Here is a 25,586-nt window from a genome sequence, read left to right on the forward strand (position 1 = left end):
GGGCTGCAGGTCCGCGTCGGCTCAGACGCGCACGTCGAACTGCCCGCAGTACGCGCGATACGAATCGGCATTGCGCGTCCTTTGCACCGGACTCAGTGACGCATAGCGACGCTGCCAGACGTAGGCGTAGTCCATGGTGTTGCCGACGCCATGGGAAAGCTCGTGCAACAGGGTGCCGGTGGCGCCTCGGCTCGCAGTAAAGAACGCCGGCGCAATGAACATGCGCAGCGGCACCTTCGGCGCCACGCCGAGCTGCGCCACGAAGGCCTCGACCTGATTCAGCTTCACGCCCGTCGGCAGGGCGCCCAGGCGCAGCGCCTCGTACGCCAGCATGTCCGGGACATAGCTCATCAGCAGGCCCGACTCGGGCTGCGTGATGCGCTCATGCATCAGCTGCACGACACGACGCACATGGCGCAGACGATGCCAGGACAAGGGCCCGAAGTGCGCCTCATAGGCGGCACGTGCGCACGCGTCGCCGGCCAGGCCGCCCAGCGCCCGCACCGCCTGCGCGAGCTGCTTGCCGATGTGTTCCAGCGCCACGGCTACCGGCGGTCGTTGTTCCTGCGACCATGTCGCATCCCATTCCACGGCCATCGCGCTTTGCTTCCCGAAGTGCGGCACGTCCGCAGCACGACGGGGCGCGAAGTCCCTGTGCGTCCACTTCGCTGCCGGAACGGTTGTTGGGGGAATGCCCCGGTTCCTTCAGGGCACAGGAGAAACCTAAAAGCAAAGCCTGCAATTCGCCTGATGAAAACCTTATGGCTTGAAAATATTTTTCCGATCAGCCTGCTATCGGGCGCGCACCGAGGCGGTTTGCGATTCAGCCGGCGAGACGACGCAGCAGCGTTTCGCTTTCGGCATCCAGCGGAAAGAAGCTCTCCACACGCAGCTCGTCGGCGGTGACGTCCTGCGGCGTGCCGAAGCTGCTGAGCATGGTGAACAGACGCAGGTTCAGCTCACCCAGGCGCAGATGCAGGGGCAGCACCGGCAGGCGGCTGGCGTCGAGATCGATGTGGCGCAGCTTCAGCGGCAGATCGGGATAGCGCAGCACCTCGTCCAGCACCGCCTGCACCTCGGGATGTTCCAGGGCCTCGCGGGCGGTGCGCGCCAGCAGCGGCGGCGCAATCTCATCGAGATTCACCACCAGCGGCCGCAAGCCCTGCGGATGGAAAATCAGCTTGAAGACATTGCGCGGGCCCTCGCCGCAGACGCGCCGCCAGAGCGCGTCCACATCACCCAGCATGGCGAGCAGGCCTTGCATGGCGCTGTTGCTCATGAACAGATTCCAGGCGCGATCCACCGCCACCGCCGGAAACGGCTCCTGATGACGCAGCAGCAGCTCCAGGGCCTGACGCACCGGCTGCATGTCGGCGGTCTCCAGGCGGCGCTGCGGATACAGGCCGGCGAAACCGGCGGTGTGCAGCAGGCGATTGCGTTCGCGCAGCGGCAGGTCCAGCACCTGCGCCAGGGCGATCACCATCTCGCGGCTGGGCTGCGCGCGGCCGGATTCCAGAAAGCTCAGATGCCGCTGCGAGACCTGCGCGCGCAGCGCCAGCTCCAGCTGCGAGAGCCGGCGCAGGCGCCGCGCCTCGCGCAGCAGCGTGCCGAAGCCGCCCTGATCCGAACTGGGATTGATCCGATCCATGTCCGCATTCTGTCATGCGCCTGCGGCGATGCGATTACCTGGCGCGTAATTGCGGCACCGCAGCCGCTGCGCAAAGCTGCGCGCGCACTTTCGATGGAGGACTTCGTGATGAACCGCAAGCTCGCTTTCATACTCGTGGCGCTGCTGCTGGCCGACTTCACCGCGCTGAGCGCTTATGCGCTTTCGCAGCACGGCTATATCGGCATCTTTTCGCATCTTTTCGAAAACAGCGCCGGCTGGCAGGCCCTGGCAGATCTCAGCATCGCCTGCACGCTGGCGATGGTGTGGATGCTGGCCGATGCACGGCGCAGCGGACGCCGGGCCTGGCCGTATCTGCTGCTCACGCTGACGGCGGGCAGCTTCGGCCCGCTGCTCTACCTGCTGATCGGGCTGTGGCCCGCACGCGAGCAGCGCAGCCCGGCGCTGGCGTGAACGAGCGTCTGCTGCAGCTCCTGCTGCTGACGCTGGCCGCGGTACAGCTGCTGCCGCTCGGCGGCTGGCGCGGCGCCGGCGCCTTGCAAAAGCTCTACGGCATCGAGCTGTCGCCGCAGGTGCAGGCCGATCTGCTGCACCTGCTGCGACATCGTGCGCTGCTGCTGGCCCTGCCCGGGCTGCTGTTGCTGTGGAGCATCGTGCAGGCGCCGCTGCGCATCGCGGCACTGACGCTCACCGCGCTGAGCATGGCCGGCTTCCTGTGGCTGGCGCTGCGCGGCAGGCCGAACGCCGCCTTGCGGCGCGTGGCCTGGGTGGATGCCTTCGGCGTCTTGCTGCTGGCGCTGGCCACGCTGCTGCTGTGAGCGCGTGGCGGCCGCAGCGCGCTCAGCGCGTGAGGATGCTCTGCGCGGTTTTCACCAGATCCGCCGCCGGCACATCGCCCGGCACCGCCAGACCGCGCTGCACCGCAGGACGTGCGCGGATGCGCTCACGCCAGGCGGCCAGATGGTCGAGGCCGTCCAGCGACACGCCGGCCCAGGCGTGGACATTGACCCAGGTGAAGTTGGCGATGTCGGCGATGGAGTAGTCCTCGCAGAGATATTCGCGGTCCTTCAGGCGCGTATCGAGCACCTGATACAGGCGCCGCGTCTCGTTCTGGTAGCGGTCGATGGCGGACTGGATCTTTTCCGGGAAGTAACGGAAGAAGACATTGGCCTGACCCTGCATGGGCCCGACGCCGCCCATCTGGAACATCAGCCATTGCAGCACCTGGCTGCGGCCCTTGGGGTCCGCCGGAATGAAGCGTCCGAACGCCTCGGCCAGATACAGGAGAATCGCACCGGATTCGAAGATCGCGAAATCGCCCTGCGCATGATCCACCAGCGTGGGGATGCGGCCATTGGGATTGAGCTTGAGGTAGTCCGGCGCCTTCTGCTCGCCACTGCCGAGATTGAGCGCCTGCAGGCGATAAGGCTCGCCCAGTTCTTCGAGCAGGATCGAGACCTTGTGGCCATTGGGCGTGGCGGCGGTGTACAGCGTGAAACGTTCGCTCATGGAAAACCCCCGGGAGTGTCTGCGCAGTGTGCCCTTGAAGCGCTAAGCTTGCAGCCCCCGAGAATCACCCACCCGCCCAAGGACCGCTCATGCTTCTGCCCGAACTGCCCAATGCCGGCCAGCCCTTCGCCAACATCAGCACTGCGGGCCGTCCCGCGCCGGAGCATTTCGCACTGGCCAAGAGCCGCGGCGTGACGCGCGTGATCAACCTCTGTCCGCCCGCCGAACCCTGTGCATACCAGGAAGACGCGCTGACCCAGGCGCTGGGCCTGGAGTACGTGAACATTCCGGTGGCCGGCGGCGGTGATCTCACCGCCGACAATGCGCGCAAGCTCGCCGAGGCGCTGGACGGCCTCAAGGGCCATGCCCTGGTGCATTGCGCCAGCAGCAATCGCGTCGGTGCGCTGTTCGCGCTGAAAGCACGCTACGTGGACGGCAAGAGCCGCGAAGAAGCCCTGGGCATCGGCCGCAGCGCCGGGCTCAAGGCCATGGAGCCCATCGTGCAGGCGCTGCTGGCGCAGTCGTAGTGCTGCGGCGCGGCCGGCGTACGCGCTGATGTCCGCGCCACGCCTTGCCGCGCTGCTCCTGAGCTGCTGCGGCGCACTGCTGCCGGCCCTGGTCGCCGCGACGCCGGCCCTGCTGATCCGCGAAGTCACGCTGATCGATCCGCTGCAGGACGCACAAGCCGCACAAGACCTGCTGATCGAGGACGGCCGCATCGCCGCCATCGGCGCTGCGGCAAGCCGGCGCGCACCGGCGGACGCGCGACAGATTCCGGCGCGCGGCCAGTTCCTGATTCCAGGCTTGTGGGACATGCATGTGCATGTGCTGCGCGCGCCACGGCCCGAGGTGTATTTCCCGCTGCTCATCGCGCAGGGCATCACCGGCGTGCGCGATATGGGCGGCGATGAAGACTTCGCGCAGCTCAGGCGCTGGCGCGAGGAGATCGCCGCCGGCACGCGCATCGGCCCGCGTTTCGTCGCGCCGGGTCCGTTTCTCGACGGCCCCTATCCCAGCATCCCGCGCTGGTCGCGCGTCATCGACAGCAGCGCGCAGGCACGCGCCGCCGTGGCCGAGCTGCAGGCGCAGGGCGCGGACTTCCTGAAAGTGTTCAACCGGCTTTCGCGCGCGAGCTACTTCGCGCTGGCTGACGAGGCGCGCCGCCGTCACCTGGTGTTCGCCGGTCATGTGCCGGGCGCGGTTTCCGCGCGCGAAGCTGCCGAGGCCGGGCAGCACAGCATCGAGCATCTGTTCAACGTCGCCTTCACCTGCTCCAGTCGCGAGGCCGAGCTGATGCAGCGCAAGGCGGCAGTCATGGCCGGCGGCGAGGCCGAGTCGCGTCGTCAGGCGCGACGCGCCTATCTGCGGGATGCGCTGGACAGCTTCGATGCCGCGCGCTGTCAGGCCCTGTATCAGACCTTCGTGCGCCAGCAGACCTGGCAGGTGCCGACCCTGGTGCAGCGGCGCAGCTTTGCCTATCCGCAGCAGATTCAGCTGGACGCGGCGCAGCTGGCTTATGTGCCGCGTTCGCAGCTCGTGTTCTGGCGTCCGGATCAGGATGCGCGTCTCGCCGGCCGCGAGGCCGAGGACGCCGAGCTGGAGCGGCGCAGCTTTGAACGCGACCGCAGCCTGATTGCCGCGATGGCCGCCGCCGGCGTGCGCATCCTGGCCGGCACCGATGGCGGCGATCCTTATCGCCTGCCCGGCTTTGCACTGCACGAGGAGCTGGCGGAACTGGTCGCGGCGGGTCTCACGCCGCAGCAGGCGCTGCGCAGCGCCAGCAGCGATGCCGCCGAATTCCTGGGCCTGCAGGCACAGCTGGGCCGCATCGCGCCCGGCTACATCGCCGATCTGCTGCTGCTCGACGCCGATCCGCTGACCGATATCGGCAACACCCGGCGCATCGCGGCGGTGATCCAGAACGGCGTGTATCGCGACCGCGCCGAGCTGCAGCGGCTGCGCGAACAGGCCCGTGCCGCCGCTGCCGCCAATTGAGCGCACCGCGCGCGGCTTCTACAATCCGCGCCCCATGACCGCCTTCGCACTGCTGCTGATCTGTCTCGCCCTGGGCTGGCTGATCGCACGCTATGCGCATCCGCCCATCGGCCTGGCGCCGGCCATCAACTGGTGGCTGATCAACATCGCGCTGCCGGCCATGGTGCTGAACCTAGTGCCGCGTCTGCATTTCGACGCGCACATGGTGTATCTGATCGCCTCGCAATATCTGGTGTTCATCGCCGCCTGGCTGCTGTGGGCCTTCGTGGGCCAGCGCCTGCACTGGTCGCGCGCGCGCATCGGCGCGCTGACCCTGGTCACCGGCCTGGGCAATACCTCCTTCATCGGTTATCCGCTGGTGGAAGCCCTGCGCGGTCAGGAGGGCCTGGCGCTGGCGGTGGTGGCCGATCAGGGCGGCTGCTTCGTGGCGCTGGCGGTGGGCGGCGGCATCGTCGCCGCGAGTTATTCCGGACAGGCGGTGAGCGCGCGCGCCATCGCGCGGCGCGTGCTGCTGTTTCCGGCCTTCATCTCGCTGATGGTGTCGATGCTGGTCGGTGCGCTCGGCGGCTGGCCGCCGCTGCTCGACAGCGTGCTGGCGCGCATCGCCGGCACGCTCACGCCGCTGGCGCTGTTCTCGGTGGGCCTGCGCTTCAAGCTGCATCTGGGCCGCGACCAGCTCAGCCCCGTGGCCCTGGGCCTGGCGTTCAAGCTGCTGCTGATTCCGGCCCTGGTGCTGGGCCTGGGTCTGGTGCTGGGCGCGCGCGGCCTGCCCTTGACCATCGCAGTGCTGGAAGCGGCGATGGCGCCGATGATCTCGGCGGCGATTCTCGCGGATCAATACCACCTCGATCCGCCGGTGGCCAACACCCTGCTGGGCATCGGCACCCTGCTGGGCTTTGTCACCGTGCCGCTGTGGAATCTGGCGCTGCCCTAGCGCCCGCGAAGCACGCGGCGACTACTCGCTGTCGTCATCGCCCATGCCCAGCTCCTTGATCTTGCGCGTGAGCGTGTTGCGGCCCCAGCCCAGGCGCTTGGCGGCTTCCTGACGCTGACCCCGCGTGGCGGCGAGCGCCACTTCGATCATGGTGCGTTCGAACAGGGGCACGGCGGTGCCGAGCAGATCGCTCTGCCCGGCCGCGAGCTGCGCTTCGGCCCAGGCGTGCAGACGGTCGTTCCAGTTGCCGCTGTCGGCAATCGGCGCGACCAGTGTCGGCGCCGCTGCCGGTGCGGCGGCGACAGGCGCGGGCGCGCTGGGCATGGCGGGAGCCGCCGCTGCCGCTGCAGGGGCGGCGGCGGCACTGCTGCTCACCGCCAGCAGTTCCGGCGGCAGATCCTGCAGATGCACGTCCTGGCCCGGCGCCATCACCGTCAGCCAGCGGCAGATGTTTTCCAGCTGGCGCACATTGCCCGGCCAATGGAAGGCCTTGAGCTTGTGCAGGACATCGGGCCGCAGGCGCTTGGGTTCGGTCTTCAGCTCTTCGGAAGCGCGCAGCAGGAAGGAGCGCGCCAGCTGCGGAATGTCCTCGGGACGTTCCCGCAGCGGCGGGATGCGGATGCGGATGACGTTGAGGCGGTGATAGAGGTCTTCGCGGAAGCGGCCTTCGCGCACCAGCGAGTCGAGATCCTGATGCGTGGCGGCGATCACGCGCACATCCACTTTCACCGGCGCCACACCGCCGACGCGGTAGAACTCGCCGGTGGACAGCACGCGCAGCAGGCGCGTCTGCAGGTCCGCCGGCATGTCGCCGATTTCATCGAGGAACAGCGTGCCGCCATCGGCCTGCTCGAAGCGGCCCTTGCGCTGCGTGGCGGCGCCGGTGAAAGAGCCGCGCTCGTGGCCGAAGAATTCGGATTCCAGCAGGTCCTTGGGAATGGCGGCGGTGTTGATGGCGATGAAGGGCTTGCCGGCACGCGGGCTGTTGGTGTGCAGGGCACGCGCCACCAGCTCCTTGCCGGTGCCGGATTCGCCGGTGATCAGCACCGTGATGTGCGACTGCGAGAGACGGCCGATGGCGCGGAACACGTCCTGCATGGCCGGCGCTTCGCCGATCATGGTGGCCGGCGGTTCGCCCTGCACTTCCTCGGGCTGCTCGCGCTTGCGTGCGGCGCGCTTGACCAGATCGGCCACACCATCGACATCGAAGGGCTTGGGCAGATATTCGAAGGCACCGCCCTTGTAGGCCGCCACCGCCGCGTCCAGATCCGAGTGCGCGGTCATGATGATGACCGGCAGCTCGGGATGCGCGTCGCGCACGCGCTGCATCAGGGTCAGGCCGTCGACGCCGGGCATGCGGATGTCGGAGATCAGCACATCGGGCGTGGCATCGGCGATGGCGTCGAGCAGTTCGGCGGCGCCAGGAAAACTGGTCACGCTCATGCCGGCACGCGCCAGGGATTTTTCCATCACCCAGCGGATGGATTCATCGTCATCCACGATCCAGACGTTGAGCGCTGTCATGACACTTCGATCGGCAAGTAAATGGAGAACACGGTGCAGCCCGGGCGCGAGCGGTACTCGATGATGCCGCCGTGGCTGTGCACCAGATATTGCGATAGCGGCAGGCCCAGGCCGGTTCCGTCGGCCCGCGTCGTCACCATCGGGTAGAAAATCTTTTCCGCCATGTCCGGCGGCACACCGGGACCGCTGTCCTCGATGTCGATCTGCACCGCGAGCTTGTGCCGCACACCGCTGATGGTCAGCTGGCGGCGGGTGCGGGTACGCAGGGTGATGGTGCCCTGCGTGCCCACCGCCTGCAGGGCGTTGCGCAGCACGTTGAGCACGGCCTGGATGATCTGCTCGCGGTCGACGCTGATTTCCGGAATGGAAGGATCGTAGTCGCGCAGCACCGCCACCTCCGGCGAGGCCTCGGCCTGCACCAGACGGCGCACATGCTCCAGGACCTCGTGGATGTTGAGCAGGGCCTTGAGCGGTGCGCGGTTGGGGCCGAGCATGCGGTTGACCAGATTCTGCAGGCGGTCGGCCTCGCGGATGATCACGCGCGTGTATTCGCGATGCTGGGAATCCGGGAACTCGCGTTCCAGCAGCTGCGCGGCCCCACGGATGCCGCCCAGGGGATTCTTGATTTCGTGCGCCAGGCCGCGGATCAGCTCGCGCGAGGCGCCGAACTGGCTCTGCAGCAGCTCGTCACGGGAGATGCGCAGATGCCGTTCCACCGGCAGCATTTCCATCAGCAGGCCCGGACGCTTGCCGACCACGAAGGGGGTGACGGTGAGATCGACGGTGACGCTGTTGCCGCCGGCCCGCGAAAGCTTGGTCTCGCGCTCGATGAAGCCCGTGGAACCATCCAGGGAGCGCTTGAGGCGCAGCTCATGCGGCGCGAAGTGCGGCACCGCCTCAGCCAAAGGCACGCCCAGCGCCATGCGGCGCGAGACTTCGAACAGTCCCTCGGCAGCCGAATTGATCATGGAGACTCGCAAACCCTCGTCGAGCGCAACCACGGCGGTGGTCAGTCCGTCGAGGACGTCCTCTGCTGTTACCCGTCCGCGGACACCAAGTTTCATTTGCCTTGCCAACGCAAGATGCAGGCCAGTATTTGGGGCATAAACAGGCGCTTCCGGGTTCAGATGGCGCACAATTCTAGTGCTTGTGCACTCATTTGGGACTTCACTGTCCCGGCCCGGCCCAGACGGCGCCAGCGGTGCCGCGGCGCGTGGCAAAATCCTTGATTGAAATATCCTTATTACAGGCGGAGACGGGCTCGACCCGAGCCCGCATGCCGCAGCGCAGCAAACCCGGTGCGAGGCCGCGCGCACGTCACCGGCGCGCCGGCACGCTTTCGCCCAATTATGGTGCGTAACCTCCGGCGGTGCCCGGGGACCATAAAAAAACCCCCGCTCACGCGGGGGTTTTTTGTGACACGGCGCGCGAAGGATGCGCTTACATCGAGTAGTACATGTCGAACTCGACCGGGTGGGTCGTCATGCGGAAGCGGGTGACTTCCTGCATCTTCAGTTCGATGTAGGCATCGATCAGATCGTCGGTGAACACGCCGCCGCGGGTCAGGAACTCGCGGTCCTTGTCCAGGTTCTCCAGGGCCATGTCCAGCGAGTGGCAGACGCGCGGAATCTTCGCGTCTTCTTCCGGCGGCAGATGGTAGAGATCCTTGTCGGACGGATCGCCCGGATTGATCTTGTTCTGGATGCCGTCGAGTCCGGCCATCATCATCGCGGCGAAGGCGAAGTACGGGTTGGACAGGGAGTCCGGGAAGCGCACTTCGATGCGGCGGCCCTTGGGGTTGGCCACGTACGGGATGCGGATCGAGGCGGAACGGTTGCGCGCCGAGTAGGCGAGCATCACCGGCGCTTCGAAGCCCGGCACCAGGCGCTTGTAGCTGTTGGTGCCCGGGTTGGTGAAGGCGTTGATGGCCTTGGCGTGCTTCAGGATGCCGCCGATGTACCAGAGCGCGATGTCGGACAGACCGCCGTACTTGTCACCGGAGAACAGGTTCTTGCCGCCGAGCGCCAGGGACTGGTGCACGTGCATGCCGCTGCCGTTGTCGCCGACGATGGGCTTGGGCATGAAGGTGGCGGTCTTGCCGAACTGGTGGGCGACGTTCTGCACCACGTACTTGAGCTTGAGCACGTCGTCGGCCTTCTTCACCAGCGTGCCGAAACGCACGCCGATTTCGCACTGGCCGGCGGTGGCGACTTCATGGTGATGCACTTCGGTCGGCATGCCCACGGCTTCCAGCGTGGTGCACATGGCGGCGCGGATGTCCTGCAGGCCGTCGACCGGCGGCACGGGGAAGTAACCACCCTTCACGCCCGGACGGTGACCGGTGTTGCCATCCGGATAATCGCGGCCCGAGTTCCAGGCGGCGTGCACGGAGTCGATCTCCACGAAGCAGCCCTTCATGGCCGCATCCCAACGCACGGAGTCGAAGATGAAGAATTCGTTTTCCGGACCGAAGAAGGCGGTGTCGGCGATGCCGGTGCTCTTCAGATAGGCCTCGGCGCGCTTGGCGAGCGAGCGCGGGTCACGCGAGTAGCCCTGGCCGGTGGAGGGCTCGATGATGTCGCAGGACAGCACCAGGGTGGGGTCTTCGAAGAAGGGATCGACGAAGGCGGTGCTGGCGTCCGGCATCAGGATCATGTCGGACTCGTTGATGCCCTTCCAGCCGGCGATCGACGAACCGTCGAACATCTTGCCATCGGTGAACAGCTCTTCCTCGATGGTGTGCGCGGGCACGGTGACGTGCTGCTCTTTGCCGCGGGTGTCGCAGAAGCGGAAATCAACGAACTTGATTTCCTTTTCTTTAATAGTCTTCAGAACATCACTGCCCGACATGATACTTTCTCCTTAGAGATCAAAGAATTCCGGTGGCCGGCGTCAAACACCCCCAGCGCGCGTGGATATTGCACGAAGCATGCCATTGACGAGGAGGGGACGCGGCGGACCGCAACGCCATGCTAGCGCTTTTCGGGCCGCTGCGGACGGCCGTTTCAGTTCTCGAACAGCGCGGTCACGGCCGCGCGGTAAACCGATTCCAGCTCCTGGCTGCTGCGCACGGTCATGCCCAGATCGCGCAGCAGACCATCCTTCAGGCCGTAGACCCAGGCGTGCAGGGTCAGCTCCTGTCCGCGCTGCCAGGCGTCCTCGACGATGGAGGTCTGCGCCACGTGGCGGACCTGTTCGATGGCATTGAGCTCGCAGAGCCGGTCATGGCGCAGCACCGGATCTTCGATCTGTTCCAGGCGCACCTGATGCAGATCGAAGATATCGCGCACATGGCGCAGCCAGTTGTCGGCCAGTCCGACGCGGCCCTGATGCAGGGCGGTGTGCACGCCGGAGCAGCCGTAATGGCCCACCACCATCACGTGCTTGACCTTGAGCATGTCCACGGCGAATTGCATCACCGACAGACAGTTGAAGTCGGTGTGCGCCACCACGTTGGCGATGTTGCGGTGGACGAACACCTCGCCCGGCGGCAGACCCAGGATTTCATTGGCCGGCACGCGCGAGTCGGCGCAGCCGATCCACAGGTAATCCGGCTTCTGCTGCTTGACCAGACGGCGGAAGTAGTCGGGGTCCTCGGCCACGCGTTCGCCGGCCCAGGTCTTGTTCTTGAGAAAGAGATCTTTGAGTGTGTAAGGCATAGCGTTGTCACTATAACCGGCTCGCAGGTCTGAGTTCCGCAGCAAGAGGTGCGCCGGGCGCATTGCTATACTCGCCGCCCTTTTCGTCTTTCATCCGTCGCGCGGCCATGACTTTTCAGGATCTGATTCTCACCCTGCAGAAATTCTGGGCCGGGCAAGGCTGCGTGATCGTGCAGCCCATGGACATGGAAATGGGCGCCGGCACCTTCCACTGGTCGACCTTCCTGCGCGCCGTGGGGCCGGAACCCTGGAACACCGCCTACGTGCAGCCCAGCCGCCGCCCGACCGACGGCCGCTATGGCGAAAACCCCAACCGCCTACAGCACTACTACCAGTTCCAGGTGCTGATGAAGCCCTCGCCGGCCAACATCCAGGACCTGTACCTGCAGTCGCTCAAGCTGCTGGGCTTCGACCCGCTCACCCACGACATCCGCTTCGTCGAGGACAACTGGGAATCGCCCACGCTGGGCGCCTGGGGCCTGGGCTGGGAAGTCTGGCTCAACGGCATGGAAGTCACGCAGTTCACCTACTTCCAGCAGGTGGGCGGCATCGAGTGCCGGCCGGTGGCCGGCGAAATCACCTATGGCCTGGAACGCCTGGCCATGTACATCCAGAAGAAGGAAAGCGTCTACGACCTCGTGTGGTCCGACACCGGCGGACGCATCGTCACCTACGGCGACGTCTATCACCAGAACGAGGTCGAGCAGAGCGCCTACAACTTCGAGCACGCCGAAGTCGCCACGCTGTTCGAGCGCTTCAACAAGGCCGAGGCCGAGTGCGTCAAGCTGCTGGCCCTGGAACCGGCGCTGCCCCTGCCCGCCTACGAGCGCATGGTGTCCTGCTCGCACGCCTTCAACCTGCTCGATGCGCGCGGCGCGATTTCCGTGACCGAGCGTCAGGCCTACATCCTGCGCGTGCGCACGCTGGCGCGTGCCTGCGCCGAGGCCTACTACAACGCGCGTGCGCGCATCGCCGGCTTCGCGCCGCTGCCCAGCGCCAAGGCAGCCTGAAGCAGCAAGGCTGACCACGGCGCGCCGGCTGGGCATACTGCGCGCGGGGGCCGCTCACGGCGGCCTGAACACGGCAAATCGGGGAATGCCATGCTGAGTTTGTGGAGACGGCCGCTGCTGCTGTCTGCGGTCTTGCTGCTTAGTGCCTGCGCCAACTCGGGCTCGCTGTTTGAGTCGCAACGCTTTGGCGGACCGGCAGCCGCTGAAAGCGCCGGCAATGCCCCGGCAGCAGCGCCGGTGACGGCGCCGCCTGCCGCCGCTGTGCCGGCAGCGCCGGTCGCGATGGCGAGCGGCGGCAGGCCGCGCATCGGCGTGCTGAATCTGACCGAGACCGTGCTCACCCATGTGCATATCGGCACGACCGCCTTTGCCAACTTCATCAGCATCTATCCGCACGATGCGGCACCGTTGCAGCAGTTTGTCTCGGCGCAGATGCGCCAGGAGCTGGAGCAGGCCGGCTTTGCCGCCGTCGAGCTGACGCCGCCGATCCAGCTGCGGGATCGGGTGCAAGACTTTTTTGCGCCGGTGGAACTGTTCAAGCGTGATCTGGCGGTGAATTCCGAACTGCAGGGCGAGCTTGCGGCGCTGATGCGCGCACAGCAGCTGGACACACTGCTGGTCGCGGTGCCCCTGCTGGGCTGGGATGAGATCAATCAGCGCTACCGGGGCTTTGCCATCCACTCCCGCAGCCTGCTGGCCTTTTCACGCGTCTCCGCCTGGCCTAGCGTGCGCATCTGCGTGATTGACCAGAATCTGAAAGTACATGCCGCGTCCTATGGTTTCTTCCAGAGCGTGGAAGGCTTGAGCTTTCTGCCCATGCCCGATGCCGAGCCGCCCGCCAAGGACGCGCCGCTGGACGAGGCCAGCAGTCAGGCCTGGCTCAAGGCCAGCCGCCAGGTGCTGAGTCGTCTGATTCACGATGGCGTGGCGCTGCTCAAGCCGCTGCCTCCGGGGTGAGCGTGTGATTCTGATCGGACTGTTTGACTCGCCCTTCGTGCGGCGCGTGGCGGTGAGCCTGCGCGTGCTGGGCATGCCCTTCGCGCACGAAGCCTGGTCGGTGGGCAAGGACTTCACGCGCATCCGCGTGCAGAATCCGCTGGGCCGCGTGCCCGCGCTGATGCTGGAAAACGGCGAGGTGCTGATCGAGTCCGGCGCGATTCTGGATTATCTCGACGAACTCGCCGGACCCGAACGCGCGCTGCTGCCGGCACGCGGCAACGAACGCCGCCGCGCGCTCAAGCTCATGGCCCTGGCCACCGGCGCTGCGGATAAAGCCTTGCAACTGGTGATCGAACGCGCGTTCCGTCCCGAGGACAAGCGCCACGCGCCCTGGACGGACCGCTGCCGCGAGCAGTCCCTGGGCGCGCTCGCCGAACTGGAACAGCTGCGCCGTGCGGCGCCGCACAGCTGGCTGCTCGGCGAGCGCCTGCTGCAGCCCGACATCACCCTGGGCTGCGCGCTGACCTTCATCACCGAGGGCGCGGGTCTGTCGCTGGATGCCTATCCGGCACTGCAGGCGCATCGCGCAGGCTGCGAGGCGTTGCCGACATTCGCCGCCTGCTATCTGCCTTTCTACACGCCCAAGACCTGAAACAAGAAAGCCGCCGCTGGCAGGGGCACCAGCGGCGGCAAGGCACTTCCACACACTCAAGCCAGATCGAAGCGATCCAGGTTCATCACCTTCACCCAGGCCGCGACGAAGTCGCGCACGAACTTCTCCTGGGCATCGGCGCTGGCATAGACCTCGGCCAGGGCGCGCAGCTGCGCGTTGGAGCCGAACACCAGATCGGCGCGCGTGCCGGTCCACTTCAGCGCCCCGCTCCTGCGATCGCGGCCTTCGTAGACTTCCTTGCTCGGCGAGCTGGCCCGCCACTCGGTGGCCATGTCCAGCAGGTTCACGAAGAAGTCATTGCTCAGGGTCTGCGGGCGCTGCGTGAACACGCCATGCGCGGCGCCGCCGACGTTGGCGCCCAGCACGCGCAGGCCGCCGATCAGCACCGTCATCTCCGGCGCGCTGAGCCTGAGCAGCTGCGCCTTGTCCAGCAGCAGCACCTCGGCCGGAATCAGGGCGCGGCCCTTCTGGTAGTTGCGGAAGCCATCGGCCATCGGCTCCAGCACTGCGAAGGATTCGACATCGGTCTGCGCTTGCGTGGCGTCCACGCGGCCCGGCGTGAACGGCACGCTGAGCTTGTGTCCGGCCCTCTTCGCCGCCAGCTCGATGCCCACGCCGCCGCCCAGCACGATCAGATCGGCGAGCGAGACTTTCCTGCCGCCGCCGGCGCTGGCATTGAAAGCGCTCCGGATGCCTTCGTAGACCTGGAGCACCTGCGCCAGCTGCGCCGGTTCATTCACCGCCCAGTCCTTCTGCGGCGCCAGCCGGATGCGCGCGCCATTGGCGCCACCGCGCATGTCCGAGCCGCGATACGTCGAGGCCGAGGCCCAGGCGGTGCTGACCAGCTGTGACACCGTCAGCCCGCAAGCTGCGATCTGCTGCTTGAGCGCCTCGATGTCCTGCGCTTCGATGCGCGGGTGATTCGCCGCGGGCAGCGGGTCCTGCCAGAGCAATTCCTCGGCCGGCACTTCCGGCCCCAGGTAGCGCGCACGCGGGCCCATGTCGCGATGCGTGAGCTTGAACCAGGCGCGGGCGAAGGCCTCGGCGAAGGCGGCCGGATCGGCCAGGAAGCGGCGCGAGATCTTCTCGTAGGCGGGATCAAAACGCAGCGACAGATCGGTGGTGAGCATGGCCGGCCGGTGCTTCTTGCCGGGCTCGTGCGCATCCGGAATCGTCGCCGGCGCATCCTTGGCCACCCATTGATGCGCACCGGCCGGGCTCTTCGTCAGCTCCCACTCGCAGCCGAACAGATGGGTGAAGTAATCATGACCCCACTGCGCCGGCGTGCGCGTCCAGGTGACTTCCAGACCGCTGGTGATGGCATCGCCGCCCTTGCCGGAGCGGTAGCTGCTCTGCCAGCCGAAACCCTGCGCTTCGAGGTCGGCCGCTTCCGGCTCCGCGCCCACATGCCTGGCATCGCCGGCGCCATGCGCCTTGCCGAAGGTGTGGCCGCCGGCAATCAGGGCCACGGTCTCTTCATCATTCATGGCCATGCGCGCGAAGGTTTCGCGGATGTCGCGGGCGGCAGCCAGCGGATCAGGCTTGCCGTCCGGCCCTTCCGGGTTCACGTAGATCAGGCCCATCTGCACGGCGGCCAGCGGGTTTTCCAGCTGACGATCACCGCTGTAGCGCTGCTCACCACCGAGCCAGGACTTTTCCATGCCCCAGTACACGTCCTGATCGGGTTCCCAGACATCGGCGCGGCCGCCGGCGAAACCGAAGGTCTTGAAGCCCATGCTCTCCAGCGCGACGTTGCCGGTGAGAATCATCAGGTCCGCCCAGGAAATCTTGTTGCCGTACTTCTGCTTGATCGGCCAGAGCAGACGGCGCGCCTTGTCCAGATTGCCGTTGTCCGGCCAGCTGTTGAGCGGCGCGAAGCGCTGCTGGCCGCGACCGGCGCCGCCACGGCCGTCACCGCTGCGGTAGGTGCCGGCGCTATGCCAGGCCATGCGCACGAACAGCGGGCCGTAATGACCGAAGTCGGCCGGCCACCAGTCCTGCGAATCCGTCATCAAGGCCGCCAGATCCTTCTTCAGCGCCGCGTAGTCCAGACTCTTGAAGGCCTGCGCGTAATCGAAGGACTCGCCCATGGGATTGGACTGGTCGGAATGCTGATGCAGCAGATCCAGGCGCAGCTGATGCGGCCACCAGTCGCGGTTGCCGGTGCCGCCGCTGCCGGCGTGAAATGGGCATTTGCTCTCGTTGCTCATGACGTGTTCCTCGTTCTTCAGGACTGCGGGGTTCAATGCGAAATCGCGAAAGCCGCCAGGCGCTCGGCCAGTTCCCGATTCATCAGTACGTGGCCGGTGGCCGCGCAGATCAGCGACAGCTGCAGGGCGGCGCTCAGTCGGTGCAGGGACAGCTGCGCGGTGTTGCGGCGGATGGCGGCGATGGCGATGCTCATGGTCTGGCTCGGCGGCGGTGGTGATGCGCCTACCTTAGGCAGCGGCCATTGATTAGTGAAATTGATTGTTTCTGTTGTTTCGATAGTCATTGGTCATGTGCAGGACACGCCCGAGCCTTGCCGGCATTTGGCGAAACCCGAGCAATCCCCGACAATTGCGCGCTCTTTTGCCCAGCCCATGACCATGCCTGTCGATCTGCTGCTCGAACTCGGAACCGAAGACCTGCCCGCGCGCTACATGCAGCCCCTGGCGCAGGCGCTGCAGACCGGCCTGGTCGAGGGCCTGCGCCGGCGTGGCGTGACGCAAGGCGCCAGCCGCACCCTGGCCACGCCCCGGCGCATCGGCCTGCTGATCGAGGCCGTGGCCGAGCGCCAGCCCGACCAGACCCTGGAACGCTCCGGCCCGGCGCTGGCCGCGGCCTTCAAGGATGGCCAGCCCACGCCGGCGGCCCTGGGCTTTGCCAAATCCTGCGGCGTGGCCTTTGCCGAGATCGGTCAGAAGGACGGCAAGCTGCACTTCGCCAAGACCTCGCCCGGCCAGCCCACCGCGGCGCTGATCGCCGAGATTTTTGAAGAGACGCTCAAGCAGATGGACGAGCTGGTGCCCAAGCGCATGCGCTGGGGCAGCTCGGAGGAAACCTTCGTGCGTCCGGTGCAGTGGCTGTGCTGCCTGCTCGGCAGCGAGGTCGTACCGCTGCAGCGTTTCGGCCTTGCCAGCGGCCGGCTGACCTACGGCCACCGCTTCCACGCACCGGACGCGATCAGCCTGCGCAGCCCCGCCGAGTACGTCGAAGCGCTGAAGGAGGCTTACGTCTGGGCCGATGTGGCCTCACGCAAGGCGGAGATTCGCAAACAGATCGAAGCCGAGGCCGCGAAGCTCAAGGGTCATGCACGCATCACCGAAGACCTGCTCGATGAAGTGACCGCGCTGGTGGAATGGCCGGTGGCCATCACCGGCCATTTCGAGCAGCGCTTCCTGGAGCTGCCGCCGGAAGTGATCGTGGCCACGGTGGAAACCAATCAGCGCTACTTCACGGTGTTCGCCGACGCCGCGATGACGCAGCTCACCAACACCTTCATCACCGTTGCCAACATCGTCTCGCGCGATGTCGCGCAGGTGATTGCCGGCAACGAGCGCGTGGTGCGTCCGCGTCTCACTGATGCGCTGTTCTTCTATCAGCAGGATCTGAAGCAGCCGCTGGCGGCGTATGGCGAGAAGCTGGCGAGCATTACGTTTCAGAAGGACTTGGGCAGCACCGCCGCCAAGGTCGCGCGCATCGGAGCGCTCGCCGCACAGATCGCGGCCGAACTCAAGACCGATGCGGCATCCGCCACGCGCGCCGCACAGCTGTGCAAGAACGATCTCGTCACCAAGATGGTCTACGAGTTCCCCGAGCTGCAGGGCCTGATGGGCGGTTACTACGCCGCCAAATCCGGCGAGCCGGCGGCCGTGGCGCAAGCCATCCGCGAGCATTACCTGCCCACGCAGCAGGGCACGCCGATTCCGTCCGCGCGCGAAGGCCAGCTGGTGGCCCTGGCCGACAAGCTCGACTCGCTCGCCGGCATCTTCGCCATCGGCCAGAAGCCCACCGCCAGCAAGGACCCTTACGCACTGCGCCGCGCCGCCCTGGGCGTGCTGCGCATCTGCATCGAAGCGCAGCTGCCGCTGGATCTGCGCACGCTGCTGAAAGCCGCGCTGGATGCGCAGCCCGCCGGCAAGAAGGACGACAAGACCCTGCAGGAGCTGCTGGACTTCGTGCTCGAACGTCTGCGCGCCTATCTGGTGGGCAGCAGCGTGGACGGTCGCGAGATTGCGGTGGAGAGCTTCGAGGCGGTGCGCGCGATGAACATCGGCGAGCCCCTGGATCTGCAGCGCCGCGTGCTGGCCGTGCATCACTTCGCCGCCAATGCCGCCGCGCCGAATCTCGCCGCCGCCAACAAGCGCGTGCGCAACATCCTCAAGCAGGCCGGCGCCGTGAGTGAAACCATCGATGCCGCGCGCTTCGAGCACGCGGCGGAAAAGGCCCTGCACGCCAAGCTCGGCGAAGTCGAGGCGCGCAACGCCCAGGTCAGCGACTACACGCAGCAGCTGGTGAACCTCGCCTCGCTGCGCGAGAGTGTCGATGCCTTCTTCGAAGGCGTGATGGTCAACGCCGAAGACGCGGCCGTGCGCGCCAATCGCCTGGCCCTGCTCAAGCGCCTGGACGCGGCCTGCCGATCCGTAGCCGATCTGTCCCTGCTACCGGGGTGAGCCAACTCAAAGTGCCTTGAATGGCACCTTGAGTTGGCGAACGCCCGGCCAAGGATGGCCGGGCCGGGGTGCAATCAAGAAATGAAGTCACGCCAGGGACGGCGTCACGGCGCGTAGGGTGGCTTAGGCCGAAGGCCGTAACCCACCATGGACCTGCCAATGGCGGGTTACGCGGCTTGTCGCCGCTAACCCGCCCTACATGAGATGCCGATGAAAATCGTGGTGCTGGATCGAGACGGTGTGATCAACGAAGACTCGCCCGACTACATCAAGTCCGCCGCCGAGTGGCAGCCGATTCCCGGCAGCCTGGAGGCCATCGCGCGTCTGCATCAGGCGGGCTATCGGGTGTTCGTGGCCAGCAATCAGTCCGGCCTGAATCAGCAGCTGTTCGACTACGACGCCTTCAGCGCGATGAACGACAAGCTGCAGAAGCAGCTTGCGGAACTGGGGGGACGCATCGACGGCATGTTCTTCGCGCCCGATCATCCCGATCAGCCCACGGTCATGCGCAAGCCCGAGCCGGGCATGCTGCTGGACTTGGCGAGGCGGCTGGGCGTGGCGCTGGACAACGTCACCGTGGTCGGCGACTCGCTGCGCGACATCCGCTCCGCACGCGCCGCCGGTGCCCGGCCGGTGCTGGTGCGCACCGGCAACGGCCGCGAAACGGAAACCAAGAACGCAAGCGAGCTTGGCGGCGTGCGGGTGTTCGACAGCCTCGCCGATTATGTGAGCGTGCTGCTCACCGGCGGCGATCAGCGTCCGCAGACCGCGTAGTCTTCGCGACGGCGTTCGATCTCCACGCCCACGCTTTTCACATCCGCCACTGCGCCGGGCTTGTCGATGGCCAGACGCAGGGATTGGATGGCAAAGGCGTCGAACAGCTCACGCGCGATTTTTTCGGCCAGGGTTTCCAGCAGCTGCGGCTGGAAATCCTGCGCAATCTTCTTCACGCGCTGCGTGACCGCGTCATAGTCGATGGCATCGCGCACCTGATCACTGGCGGCGGCCTCGCGGGTGTCCACGCCAAGCTCCAGCTGCAGAATCAGCGGGCGCGGCAGCTGCCGCTCCCAGCCGTGCACGCCGATGATGGTTTCGACCTGCAGGCCGCGGATGAAAACCTTGTCCATGTCTTTAGCTGCTCTCGGGCGCGCGCAACTCGGCCAGCGGCCAGCGCGGGGTGGTGAAAATCCTGGCGGTGGCGAGACGGCCCTGCGCGCGGCGCGCCCAGCCGGTGTAAGCGATCATCGCGCCGTTGTCGGTGCAGAAAGCCTGGCGCGGGAAGAACAGCGCAAAGCCCTCGCGCTGTGCGAGCAGGCCGAGCTTTTCGCGCAGGCGCAGATTGGCACCGACACCGCCGGCCACCACCAGGCGCTTGAAGCCGGAATGCTTGAGTGCGCGCTGGCACTTGATGGCCAGGGTGTCGGTCACCGCTTCCTGGAAGGACGCTGCCAGATCGGCCTTGTCCTGTTCGCTGGCGTGCTTGGGCAGCGCGGTGAGCACGGCGGTCTTCAGGCCGCTGAAGCTGAAATCCAGGCCCGGGCGATCCGTCATCGGCCTGGGAAAGTCGTAACGCCGGCCATCGCCGGCCGTGGCCAGGCGCGCCAGCTCCGGGCCGCCCGGATACGGCAGGCCCAGGAGCTTGGCGGTCTTGTCGAAAGCCTCGCCCACGGCATCGTCCAGGCTTTCGCCCAGCAGCTCGTACTCGCCCACGCCGCGCACCGCCACCAGCAGGCTGTGGCCGCCGGAGACCAGCAGCGCCAGAAACGGGAACGCCGGTTTGTTTTCCTCCAGCATCGGCGCCAGCAGATGCGCTTCCATGTGATGCACGGCGATCAGCGGCAGGCCCAGCGCCGCCGCCATGCCCGCCGCCAGCGAGGCGCCGACCATCAGCGCGCCGATCAGGCCCGGGCCGGCGGTGTAGGCGATGCCGCCCAGTTCCTGCGGCTGCAGGCCGGCATCGGCCAGGGTGCCGCGCACCAGCTCGTGGATGCGGCTGACGTGGTCGCGCGAGGCCAGTTCCGGCACCACGCCGCCGTACTCGGCGTGCAGGCGGATCTGGCTGTGCAGGCGGTGCGCCAGCAGGCCACGCGCGCCCTCGTACACGGCGCAGGCGGTTTCATCGCAGGAGGTTTCGATGCCCAGAATCGGACGGTCCGGGGCGGTAGAGGCAGCAGTCATACCCGTATTGTACGAATCCGACCGCGCAACGTGATTGCACTTCGCCGGCGACGCAGGCTAGAATCGCCGCCCCTTATGGGCCTGTCTGCCCAATTTGTGTCCAATTTTCAAAGAGAGTGATTGCATGCCTTCCGTCCGCGTTCGCGACAACGAGCCTTTCGAAGTAGCCCTGCGCCGCTTCAAGCGCACCTGCGAAAAGGCTGGTGTCCTGACCGACCTGCGCAAGCATGAGTACTTCGAAAAGCCCAGCCAGGAACGCAAGCGCATGCGCGCCGCCGCGGTCAAGCGCCAGGCCAAGAAGGTTCAGCGCGAATCGAACCGGCGCATTCGCCTTTACTAAAGGCGGATTCGCGAGTGTCGTCCTGACCCGCACGTCGCCGCCTCGAAGACAGGCGGCGAGTGCCAAGTCCGAAGCACTCTTCAAGCCCCGGCCTCAAAACCGGGGTTTCGTCGTTTCTATCGATCTCACCGGAAGCCATCGCCATGTCCGATCTCAAGACCCGCATCAGTGAAGACGTCAAGACCGCCATGAAGGGCGGCGACAAGGCACGCCTGTCGGTGCTGCGCATGCTGCAGGCCGAGCTCAAGCAGCGTGAAGTCGTGGAGTCCATCGAGCTGACCGATGCCGTGGTGCAGGCGGCGGTGGAAAAGATGATCAAGCAGCGCCGCGATTCGGAAAGCCAGTTCCGCGCCGGCGGCCGTCCCGAACTGGCCGACAAGGAAGCCAGCGAAATCCAGCTGCTGATGGCCTATCTGCCGCAGCAACTCAGCGCCGAGGAAGTGGACGCCCTGATCGTGCAGGCCATCGCCGAAACCGGCGCCGCCGGCGGCAAGGACATGGGCAAGGTCATGGCCTGGATCAAGCCCAAGGCCCAGGGCCGTACCGACATGGGCAAGCTTTCCGGGCTGATCAAGGCGAAGTTGAGCTAATCTTGTAGGAGCGAGCCTGCTCGCGACCGTCGCGGGCAAGCCCGCTCTTACATCGTCATGGCCGGCCGGATTCCAGACGCCTTCCTTCACGACCTGCTCGCGCGCACGGATATCGTCGAGCTGATCGGCGCGCGCGTGGAACTCAAGCGCGCCGGCAAGGAATTCAAGGGCCGCTCGCCGTTCACCAACGAGAAGACGCCGTCCTTCTTCGTCTCGCCGCAGAAGCAGATGTTCTTCGACTTCTCCTCCGGCAAGAGCGGCACGGCGATCACCTTCCTCATGGAATACGACCGCCTGGGTTTTCCCGAAGCGGTGGAAGAACTGGCGCGCCGCGCCGGCGTGGAAGTGCCGCGTGAAGGCGGCAATGAGCCGCGCGTGGTGGTGGACGGTCCGCTCGACGCCCTGGCCGCCGCGCAGCGCTTCTTCACCGAGCGCCTGCGCCACGCCCCGACCGCCATCGAGTACCTGAAGAAGCGCGGCGTCAGCGGCGAGACCGCCAAGCGCTACGGCATCGGCTATGCGCCGGACAGCTGGGATGCGCTCACGCAGTTCCTGCAGAACCAGCGCCACGCCCTGGACGCCGGCCTGCTGATCGAGCGCGAGGGCAGCTCGGGGGTGTATGACCGCTTCCGCAACCGCGTGATGTTCCCGATCCGCGATACGCGCGGCCGGGTGATCGCCTTCGGCGGCCGCACGCTCGCCAATGATCCGGCCAAATATCTGAACTCGCCGGAGACCGTGCTCTTCCACAAGGGCCGCAATCTCTATGGCCTTTATGAAGCGCGCAGCGCCAGCACGGCCGCGCTGCCGTACCTGATCGTGGTCGAAGGCTATATGGACGTGGTGATGCTGGCGCAGTACGGCGTGCGCGAGGTGGTCGGCACCCTGGGCACCGCCACCACGCGCGAGCATCTGCAGCTGATCTTCAAGTCCACCGCCAAGGTGGTGTTCTGCTTCGACGGTGACCGCGCCGGCCGCGCCGCCGCCTGGCGCGCCCTGGAGCAGGTGCTGCCGGAAATGGCCGACGGCCGCGAGTGCGTGTTCATGTTCCTGCCCGAAGGCCAGGACCCGGACACCTATGTGCAGCAGATCGGCGCCGAGGCCTTCCGCCAGGAAGTCGAGCGCGCGCAGCCGCTCTCCCAGTTCCTGCTCGACGCCCTGCTCAAGCAGGCCAATGTCGGCAGTCTGGAGGGCCGCGCCAAGCTGCTGTCCCTGGCCAAGCCGCATCTGCAGCGCCTGCGCGCCGGCACCCTGCGCACCCTGCTGATCGACGAGCTGGGCCGGCGCATGCGCCTGAGCCGCGAGGACATCGAAGCCAGCCTGGGCAGCGAGACGCCGGCCGCCGCTGCAGCGCCCGCGCCGGCAGGCAAAACGCCGGAGCAGCTGCCGGTGTCCGCCAAACCGGTGCGGCGTGCCCTGCAGCTGCTGCTGGAAAAGCCCGAGCTGGCCGACCGCGTCGGCAATGTCGAGCTGCTGCTGCAATCCGAATTGCCAGGCCTGGAGTTCCTGCTGGAGGTGGTGGATTTCTTCCAGCTGCACCCGGGCGCGCGTGCCGCGCAGCTGCTGAGCTTTCTGGGCGAGGGCAAAAAAGCCGATGCCATCAGCCGCGTGCTGGCTTCCGACCTGAACGATCCGCAGCTGGGTCCCACGCTCGCCGCGAAAACCAGCGACGAGGCCGTGGAGCGGGAATTTCTGGACGTTCTGAACTATCTAAATGATCAGGCCCTGGCCGCCCGCCGCCGGCAGTTACAGGCCAAGGCACAGGACGGCAGCCTGAGCGAACCCGAGGCCCGTGAATGGCGGGCCCTGGCCGAGCGGACGCGTGGCTCTGGAAAATCGCCGCGCTAGACCCCACTTGATTTTCTGTATAATGCGCAGTTCCGCGCTATCCGCCGCTCGTCCGGCGGCCCGTATTGGTTCAAAGAGCATTGCATGGCCAACATTAATTCCGAGAAAGCCGAAAAAATCTCCGCCCTCGACAAGCAGGCGCAGAAGCAGTCGCAGATCAAGGTCCTGATCGCGCTGGGCAAGGAAAAGGCCTATCTGACTTACGCCGACGTCGCGGACCATCTGCCGGAAATCGTCGATACCGAGCAGATCGAAGACATCATCAGCATGATCCAGGCGATGGGCATCCCGGTTCACGAGGATGCCCCGCAGGAAGAAGAGCAGCTGTTCTCCGAACCGGCGGTGGTGGCCACCAACGAGGAAGAGGAAGACGCGGCGGAAGAAGCCGCCGCCGCGATTGCCGCGCTGGACGATCAGTTCGGCCGCACCACCGACCCGGTGCGCATGTACATGCGCGAGATGGGCAGCGTGGAGCTGCTGGACCGCGAAGGCGAAATCCGTATCGCCAAGCGTATCGAGGAAGGCCTGAACGAAGCCATGTTCGCCATGGCGCAGTACCCGGAGACGGTGGCCATCCTGCTGGAGTCCTACGAGAACTCCAAGCTCGGCAAGAAGCGTCTGGCGGACATCGTCACCGGCTTCTTCGACCCCAATGCCGTGGAAGAGGCCGCGCCGGAACTGCCGGAAGAGCTGCCCGAGGAAGAGGAAGAGGAAGAAGAGGAAAGCGGCGACGGTGAAGAGGAAGAAACCGTCGACACCGGTCCGGACCCGGTGATCACCGCCGAGAACTTCGCCGAGCTGCAGCGCCTCTACGACAAGGCCTGGGACGCCCTGGTCAAGCTCGGCAGCGCGCACCCCAAAACGCAGGCCAAGCGCGAGGCGGTGGCCACGCACATCATGACCTTCAAGCTCTCGCCGAAGATCGTCGACGAGATCACGCAGAACCTGCGCGCCAAGATCGAAGTCATCCGCAACACCGAGAAGGCCATCATGCGCATCTGCGTGGTGGACGCCGGCATGTCGCGCGAGGAATTCCTCAAGGTCTACCGCGAGAGCAATGGCTCCACCAGCCCGGACTGGGTGCAGAAGCTGATCCGCGCCAAGCGCAAGTATTCCTCCGAGCTCAATGCCCGCCAGGAAGAGATTTATGCGCTGCAGGAACACCTGCGCAAGATGGAAGGCGACAACCTGATCGCGCTCGACGAGATCAAGGACATCAACCGCCGCATGAACGTCGGCGAGGCCAAGGCCCGCCGCGCCAAGAAGGAAATGGTGGAGGCCAACCTGCGTCTGGTGATCTCCATCGCCAAGAAGTACACCAATCGCGGCCTGCAGTTCCTGGACCTCATCCAGGAAGGCAACATCGGCCTGATGAAGGCGGTGGACAAGTTCGAATACCGCCGCGGCTACAAGTTCTCCACCTACGCCACCTGGTGGATCCGTCAGGCCATCACCCGTTCCATCGCCGATCAGGCGCGCACCATCCGCATCCCGGTGCACATGATCGAAACCATCAACAAGCTCAACCGCATCAGCCGCACGATGCTGCAGGAAATGGGCCGCGAACCCACGCCCGAAGAGCTGGCCAAGAAGATGGAGATGCCCGAGGACAAGATCCGCAAGGTGCTGAAGATCGCCAAGGAACCGATCTCCATGGAGACGCCGATCGGCGACGACGAGGATTCGCACCTCGGCGATTTCATCGAAGACACCGCCGCCGTGTCGCCGCAGGAAGCTGCCACCGCGCAGTCCCTGGCCGAGGCCACGCACCAGATCCTCGGCTCGCTGACGCCGCGCGAGGCCAAGGTGCTGCGCATGCGTTTCGGCATCGACATGAACACCGACCACACCCTGGAAGAGGTCGGCAAGCAGTTCGATGTCACCCGCGAGCGCATCCGCCAGATCGAGGCCAAGGCGCTGCGCAAGCTGCGTCATCCGAGCCGCGCGAATTATCTGCGCAGCTTCCTCGACGAGTAGTGCGGTGATCGGCCTGGGGGGCCCCAGCCCCAGGCGTTCGCCGGGCAAGGAATGCCACTGGCATTCCTTGAAAGCCCCGCCTCACTCTGCGCAGCTTCCTCGACGAGTAAGCCAGGGCGCAAAGAAAA

Annotated in this window: 25 protein-coding genes; 14 read left to right on the forward strand and 11 right to left on the reverse strand. The window is 66.3% G+C overall.

Annotation, left to right across the window (positions count from 1 at the left end; translation table 11 throughout):
• Nucleotides 1-21 precede the first annotated feature (21 nt).
• Nucleotides 22-597, reverse strand: coding sequence for a M35 family metallo-endopeptidase (locus BMY12_RS07730; RefSeq protein ID WP_093284170.1), 576 nt, complete (start codon nucleotides 595-597; stop codon nucleotides 22-24).
• A gap of 226 nt (nucleotides 598-823) precedes the next feature.
• Nucleotides 824-1,648 (reverse strand): MmyB family transcriptional regulator, encoded by an 825-nt coding sequence (locus BMY12_RS07735; RefSeq protein WP_093284173.1) that lies wholly within the window; start codon nucleotides 1,646-1,648, stop codon nucleotides 824-826.
• Nucleotides 1,649-1,756: 108 nt separating this feature from the next.
• Between BMY12_RS07735 and BMY12_RS07740 the strand changes: the two genes are divergently transcribed.
• Entirely contained in the window at nucleotides 1,757-2,080 is a 324-nt protein-coding gene (locus tag BMY12_RS07740; protein WP_093284578.1) for a DUF2834 domain-containing protein, read from the forward strand.
• Nucleotides 2,077-2,445 (forward strand): hypothetical protein, encoded by a 369-nt coding sequence (locus tag BMY12_RS07745; protein WP_093284175.1) that lies wholly within the window; start codon nucleotides 2,077-2,079, stop codon nucleotides 2,443-2,445. The genes BMY12_RS07740 and BMY12_RS07745 overlap by 4 nt, the downstream gene beginning before the upstream one ends.
• A gap of 22 nt (nucleotides 2,446-2,467) precedes the next feature.
• Here BMY12_RS07745 and BMY12_RS07750 read toward each other — a convergent pair whose 3' ends face one another.
• Nucleotides 2,468-3,136, reverse strand: coding sequence for a glutathione S-transferase family protein (locus tag BMY12_RS07750; RefSeq protein ID WP_093284177.1), 669 nt, complete (start codon nucleotides 3,134-3,136; stop codon nucleotides 2,468-2,470).
• A gap of 89 nt (nucleotides 3,137-3,225) precedes the next feature.
• On the opposite strand from BMY12_RS07750, the gene BMY12_RS07755 reads away from it, so the two are divergent.
• From BMY12_RS07755 to BMY12_RS07765, 3 genes are read left to right on the forward strand one after another with little or no spacing between them, the layout of a single operon-like run.
• A complete protein-coding gene (locus tag BMY12_RS07755; RefSeq protein WP_093284180.1) occupies nucleotides 3,226-3,663 on the forward strand; it encodes a protein tyrosine phosphatase family protein in 438 nt (145 codons plus the stop codon).
• A 28-nt stretch (nucleotides 3,664-3,691) separates the two neighbouring features.
• On the forward strand, nucleotides 3,692-5,131 hold the full coding sequence (locus tag BMY12_RS07760; RefSeq protein WP_093284182.1) for an amidohydrolase family protein: 1,440 nt from the start codon (nucleotides 3,692-3,694) through the stop codon (nucleotides 5,129-5,131).
• A gap of 34 nt (nucleotides 5,132-5,165) precedes the next feature.
• The gene (locus BMY12_RS07765; protein ID WP_093284580.1) at nucleotides 5,166-6,065 is read left to right on the forward strand and encodes an AEC family transporter; all 900 of its coding nucleotides are present in this window, start codon (nucleotides 5,166-5,168) and stop codon (nucleotides 6,063-6,065) included.
• Nucleotides 6,066-6,086: 21 nt separating this feature from the next.
• On the opposite strand, the gene ntrC is transcribed toward BMY12_RS07765, so the two are convergent.
• The 4 genes from ntrC to can all read right to left on the reverse strand — a co-directional run bounded on the left by ntrC (nucleotide 6,087) and on the right by can (nucleotide 11,248).
• A complete protein-coding gene (ntrC, locus tag BMY12_RS07770; RefSeq protein ID WP_093284185.1) occupies nucleotides 6,087-7,589 on the reverse strand; it encodes a nitrogen regulation protein NR(I) in 1,503 nt (500 codons plus the stop codon).
• Nucleotides 7,586-8,653: a nitrogen regulation protein NR(II) gene (gene glnL / locus BMY12_RS07775; protein WP_093284188.1), complete on the reverse strand. Its 1,068-nt coding sequence runs from the start codon at nucleotides 8,651-8,653 to the stop codon at nucleotides 7,586-7,588. Before glnL ends, ntrC begins: the two co-directional genes overlap by 4 nt.
• 376 nt (nucleotides 8,654-9,029) lie before the next feature.
• On the reverse strand, nucleotides 9,030-10,439 hold the full coding sequence (gene glnA / locus BMY12_RS07780; protein ID WP_093284190.1) for a glutamate--ammonia ligase: 1,410 nt from the start codon (nucleotides 10,437-10,439) through the stop codon (nucleotides 9,030-9,032).
• Nucleotides 10,440-10,594: 155 nt separating this feature from the next.
• Nucleotides 10,595-11,248 carry a carbonate dehydratase gene (gene can / locus BMY12_RS07785; RefSeq protein ID WP_093284193.1) on the reverse strand — a complete coding sequence of 218 codons (654 nt, stop codon included), beginning with the start codon at nucleotides 11,246-11,248 and terminating at the stop codon, nucleotides 10,595-10,597.
• 107 nt (nucleotides 11,249-11,355) lie between these two features.
• Here can and glyQ point away from each other — a divergent pair, with 107 nt between their 5' ends.
• The 3 genes from glyQ (at nucleotide 11,356) to BMY12_RS07800 (ending at nucleotide 13,849) form a co-directional block, all read left to right on the forward strand.
• On the forward strand, nucleotides 11,356-12,258 hold the full coding sequence (glyQ, locus tag BMY12_RS07790; RefSeq protein ID WP_093284195.1) for a glycine--tRNA ligase subunit alpha: 903 nt from the start codon (nucleotides 11,356-11,358) through the stop codon (nucleotides 12,256-12,258).
• A gap of 237 nt (nucleotides 12,259-12,495) precedes the next feature.
• A complete protein-coding gene (locus BMY12_RS07795; protein ID WP_143068884.1) occupies nucleotides 12,496-13,215 on the forward strand; it encodes a hypothetical protein in 720 nt (239 codons plus the stop codon).
• Between the two features lie 4 nt (nucleotides 13,216-13,219).
• A complete protein-coding gene (locus tag BMY12_RS07800) occupies nucleotides 13,220-13,849 on the forward strand; it encodes a glutathione S-transferase family protein (RefSeq protein ID WP_093284200.1) in 630 nt (209 codons plus the stop codon).
• Between the two features lie 56 nt (nucleotides 13,850-13,905).
• On the opposite strand, the gene katG is transcribed toward BMY12_RS07800, so the two are convergent.
• Together katG and BMY12_RS20265 are read right to left on the reverse strand one after the other, a co-directional pair.
• Entirely contained in the window at nucleotides 13,906-16,080 is a 2,175-nt protein-coding gene (gene katG, locus BMY12_RS07805; protein ID WP_093284203.1) for a catalase/peroxidase HPI, read from the reverse strand.
• Nucleotides 16,081-16,112: 32 nt separating this feature from the next.
• On the reverse strand, nucleotides 16,113-16,274 hold the full coding sequence (locus BMY12_RS20265) for a hypothetical protein (RefSeq protein ID WP_177188896.1): 162 nt from the start codon (nucleotides 16,272-16,274) through the stop codon (nucleotides 16,113-16,115).
• Between the two features lie 178 nt (nucleotides 16,275-16,452).
• Here BMY12_RS20265 and glyS point away from each other — a divergent pair, with 178 nt between their 5' ends.
• Both glyS and gmhB read left to right on the forward strand, forming a co-directional pair.
• Entirely contained in the window at nucleotides 16,453-18,525 is a 2,073-nt protein-coding gene (gene glyS / locus BMY12_RS07810) for a glycine--tRNA ligase subunit beta (RefSeq protein WP_245732404.1), read from the forward strand.
• 210 nt (nucleotides 18,526-18,735) lie between these two features.
• Nucleotides 18,736-19,299, forward strand: coding sequence for a D-glycero-beta-D-manno-heptose 1,7-bisphosphate 7-phosphatase (gene gmhB, locus BMY12_RS07815; RefSeq protein ID WP_093284205.1), 564 nt, complete (start codon nucleotides 18,736-18,738; stop codon nucleotides 19,297-19,299).
• Here gmhB and folB read toward each other — a convergent pair.
• Together folB and tsaD are read right to left on the reverse strand one after the other, a co-directional pair.
• Nucleotides 19,278-19,652 (reverse strand): dihydroneopterin aldolase, encoded by a 375-nt coding sequence (gene folB / locus BMY12_RS07820; protein WP_093284208.1) that lies wholly within the window; start codon nucleotides 19,650-19,652, stop codon nucleotides 19,278-19,280. The genes gmhB and folB overlap by 22 nt on opposite strands.
• Before the next feature lie 4 nt (nucleotides 19,653-19,656).
• A complete protein-coding gene (gene tsaD / locus BMY12_RS07825) occupies nucleotides 19,657-20,703 on the reverse strand; it encodes a tRNA (adenosine(37)-N6)-threonylcarbamoyltransferase complex transferase subunit TsaD (RefSeq protein WP_093284210.1) in 1,047 nt (348 codons plus the stop codon).
• Nucleotides 20,704-20,827: 124 nt separating this feature from the next.
• On the opposite strand from tsaD, the gene rpsU reads away from it, so the two are divergent.
• The 4 genes from rpsU (at nucleotide 20,828) to rpoD (ending at nucleotide 25,458) form a co-directional block, all read left to right on the forward strand.
• Complete coding sequence (rpsU, locus tag BMY12_RS07830; protein WP_026353118.1) at nucleotides 20,828-21,043, forward strand: 30S ribosomal protein S21; 216 nt, start codon at nucleotides 20,828-20,830, stop codon at nucleotides 21,041-21,043.
• Between the two features lie 143 nt (nucleotides 21,044-21,186).
• Nucleotides 21,187-21,633, forward strand: coding sequence for a GatB/YqeY domain-containing protein (locus BMY12_RS07835; RefSeq protein WP_093284213.1), 447 nt, complete (start codon nucleotides 21,187-21,189; stop codon nucleotides 21,631-21,633).
• Nucleotides 21,634-21,690: 57 nt separating this feature from the next.
• The gene (dnaG, locus tag BMY12_RS07840) at nucleotides 21,691-23,481 is read left to right on the forward strand and encodes a DNA primase (RefSeq protein WP_093284215.1); all 1,791 of its coding nucleotides are present in this window, start codon (nucleotides 21,691-21,693) and stop codon (nucleotides 23,479-23,481) included.
• Nucleotides 23,482-23,565: 84 nt separating this feature from the next.
• On the forward strand, nucleotides 23,566-25,458 hold the full coding sequence (gene rpoD, locus BMY12_RS07845; RefSeq protein ID WP_093284218.1) for an RNA polymerase sigma factor RpoD: 1,893 nt from the start codon (nucleotides 23,566-23,568) through the stop codon (nucleotides 25,456-25,458).
• Nucleotides 25,459-25,586: the final 128 nt, after the last annotated feature.

Origin of the sequence: Solimonas aquatica, from assembly GCF_900111015.1 — a bacterium.
GTDB lineage: Bacteria > Pseudomonadota > Gammaproteobacteria > Nevskiales > Nevskiaceae > Solimonas > Solimonas aquatica.

Bases quoted from the DNA above. Each gene is read 5' to 3' on its own strand.
- katG (WP_093284203.1), bottom strand. From the start codon at position 16,080: ATGAGCAACGAGAGCAAATGCCCATTTCACGCCGGCAGCGGCGGCACC.
- can (WP_093284193.1), bottom strand. From the start codon at position 11,248: ATGCCTTACACACTCAAAGATCTCTTTCTCAAGAACAAGACCTGGGCC.
- BMY12_RS20265 (WP_177188896.1), bottom strand. From the start codon at position 16,274: ATGAGCATCGCCATCGCCGCCATCCGCCGCAACACCGCGCAGCTGTCC.
- glnA (WP_093284190.1), bottom strand. From the start codon at position 10,439: ATGTCGGGCAGTGATGTTCTGAAGACTATTAAAGAAAAGGAAATCAAG.
- gmhB (WP_093284205.1), top strand. From the start codon at position 18,736: ATGAAAATCGTGGTGCTGGATCGAGACGGTGTGATCAACGAAGACTCG.
- BMY12_RS07730 (WP_093284170.1), bottom strand. From the start codon at position 597: ATGGCCGTGGAATGGGATGCGACATGGTCGCAGGAACAACGACCGCCG.
- glyQ (WP_093284195.1), top strand. From the start codon at position 11,356: ATGACTTTTCAGGATCTGATTCTCACCCTGCAGAAATTCTGGGCCGGG.
- ntrC (WP_093284185.1), bottom strand. From the start codon at position 7,589: ATGACAGCGCTCAACGTCTGGATCGTGGATGACGATGAATCCATCCGC.
- glnL (WP_093284188.1), bottom strand. From the start codon at position 8,653: ATGAAACTTGGTGTCCGCGGACGGGTAACAGCAGAGGACGTCCTCGAC.
- rpoD (WP_093284218.1), top strand. From the start codon at position 23,566: ATGGCCAACATTAATTCCGAGAAAGCCGAAAAAATCTCCGCCCTCGAC.
- BMY12_RS07735 (WP_093284173.1), bottom strand. From the start codon at position 1,648: ATGGATCGGATCAATCCCAGTTCGGATCAGGGCGGCTTCGGCACGCTG.
- BMY12_RS07750 (WP_093284177.1), bottom strand. From the start codon at position 3,136: ATGAGCGAACGTTTCACGCTGTACACCGCCGCCACGCCCAATGGCCAC.
- BMY12_RS07835 (WP_093284213.1), top strand. From the start codon at position 21,187: ATGTCCGATCTCAAGACCCGCATCAGTGAAGACGTCAAGACCGCCATG.
- BMY12_RS07760 (WP_093284182.1), top strand. From the start codon at position 3,692: ATGTCCGCGCCACGCCTTGCCGCGCTGCTCCTGAGCTGCTGCGGCGCA.
- dnaG (WP_093284215.1), top strand. From the start codon at position 21,691: ATGGCCGGCCGGATTCCAGACGCCTTCCTTCACGACCTGCTCGCGCGC.
- glyS (WP_245732404.1), top strand. From the start codon at position 16,453: ATGACCATGCCTGTCGATCTGCTGCTCGAACTCGGAACCGAAGACCTG.
- tsaD (WP_093284210.1), bottom strand. From the start codon at position 20,703: ATGACTGCTGCCTCTACCGCCCCGGACCGTCCGATTCTGGGCATCGAA.
- BMY12_RS07740 (WP_093284578.1), top strand. From the start codon at position 1,757: ATGAACCGCAAGCTCGCTTTCATACTCGTGGCGCTGCTGCTGGCCGAC.
- BMY12_RS07755 (WP_093284180.1), top strand. From the start codon at position 3,226: ATGCTTCTGCCCGAACTGCCCAATGCCGGCCAGCCCTTCGCCAACATC.
- rpsU (WP_026353118.1), top strand. From the start codon at position 20,828: ATGCCTTCCGTCCGCGTTCGCGACAACGAGCCTTTCGAAGTAGCCCTG.
- folB (WP_093284208.1), bottom strand. From the start codon at position 19,652: ATGGACAAGGTTTTCATCCGCGGCCTGCAGGTCGAAACCATCATCGGC.
- BMY12_RS07765 (WP_093284580.1), top strand. From the start codon at position 5,166: ATGACCGCCTTCGCACTGCTGCTGATCTGTCTCGCCCTGGGCTGGCTG.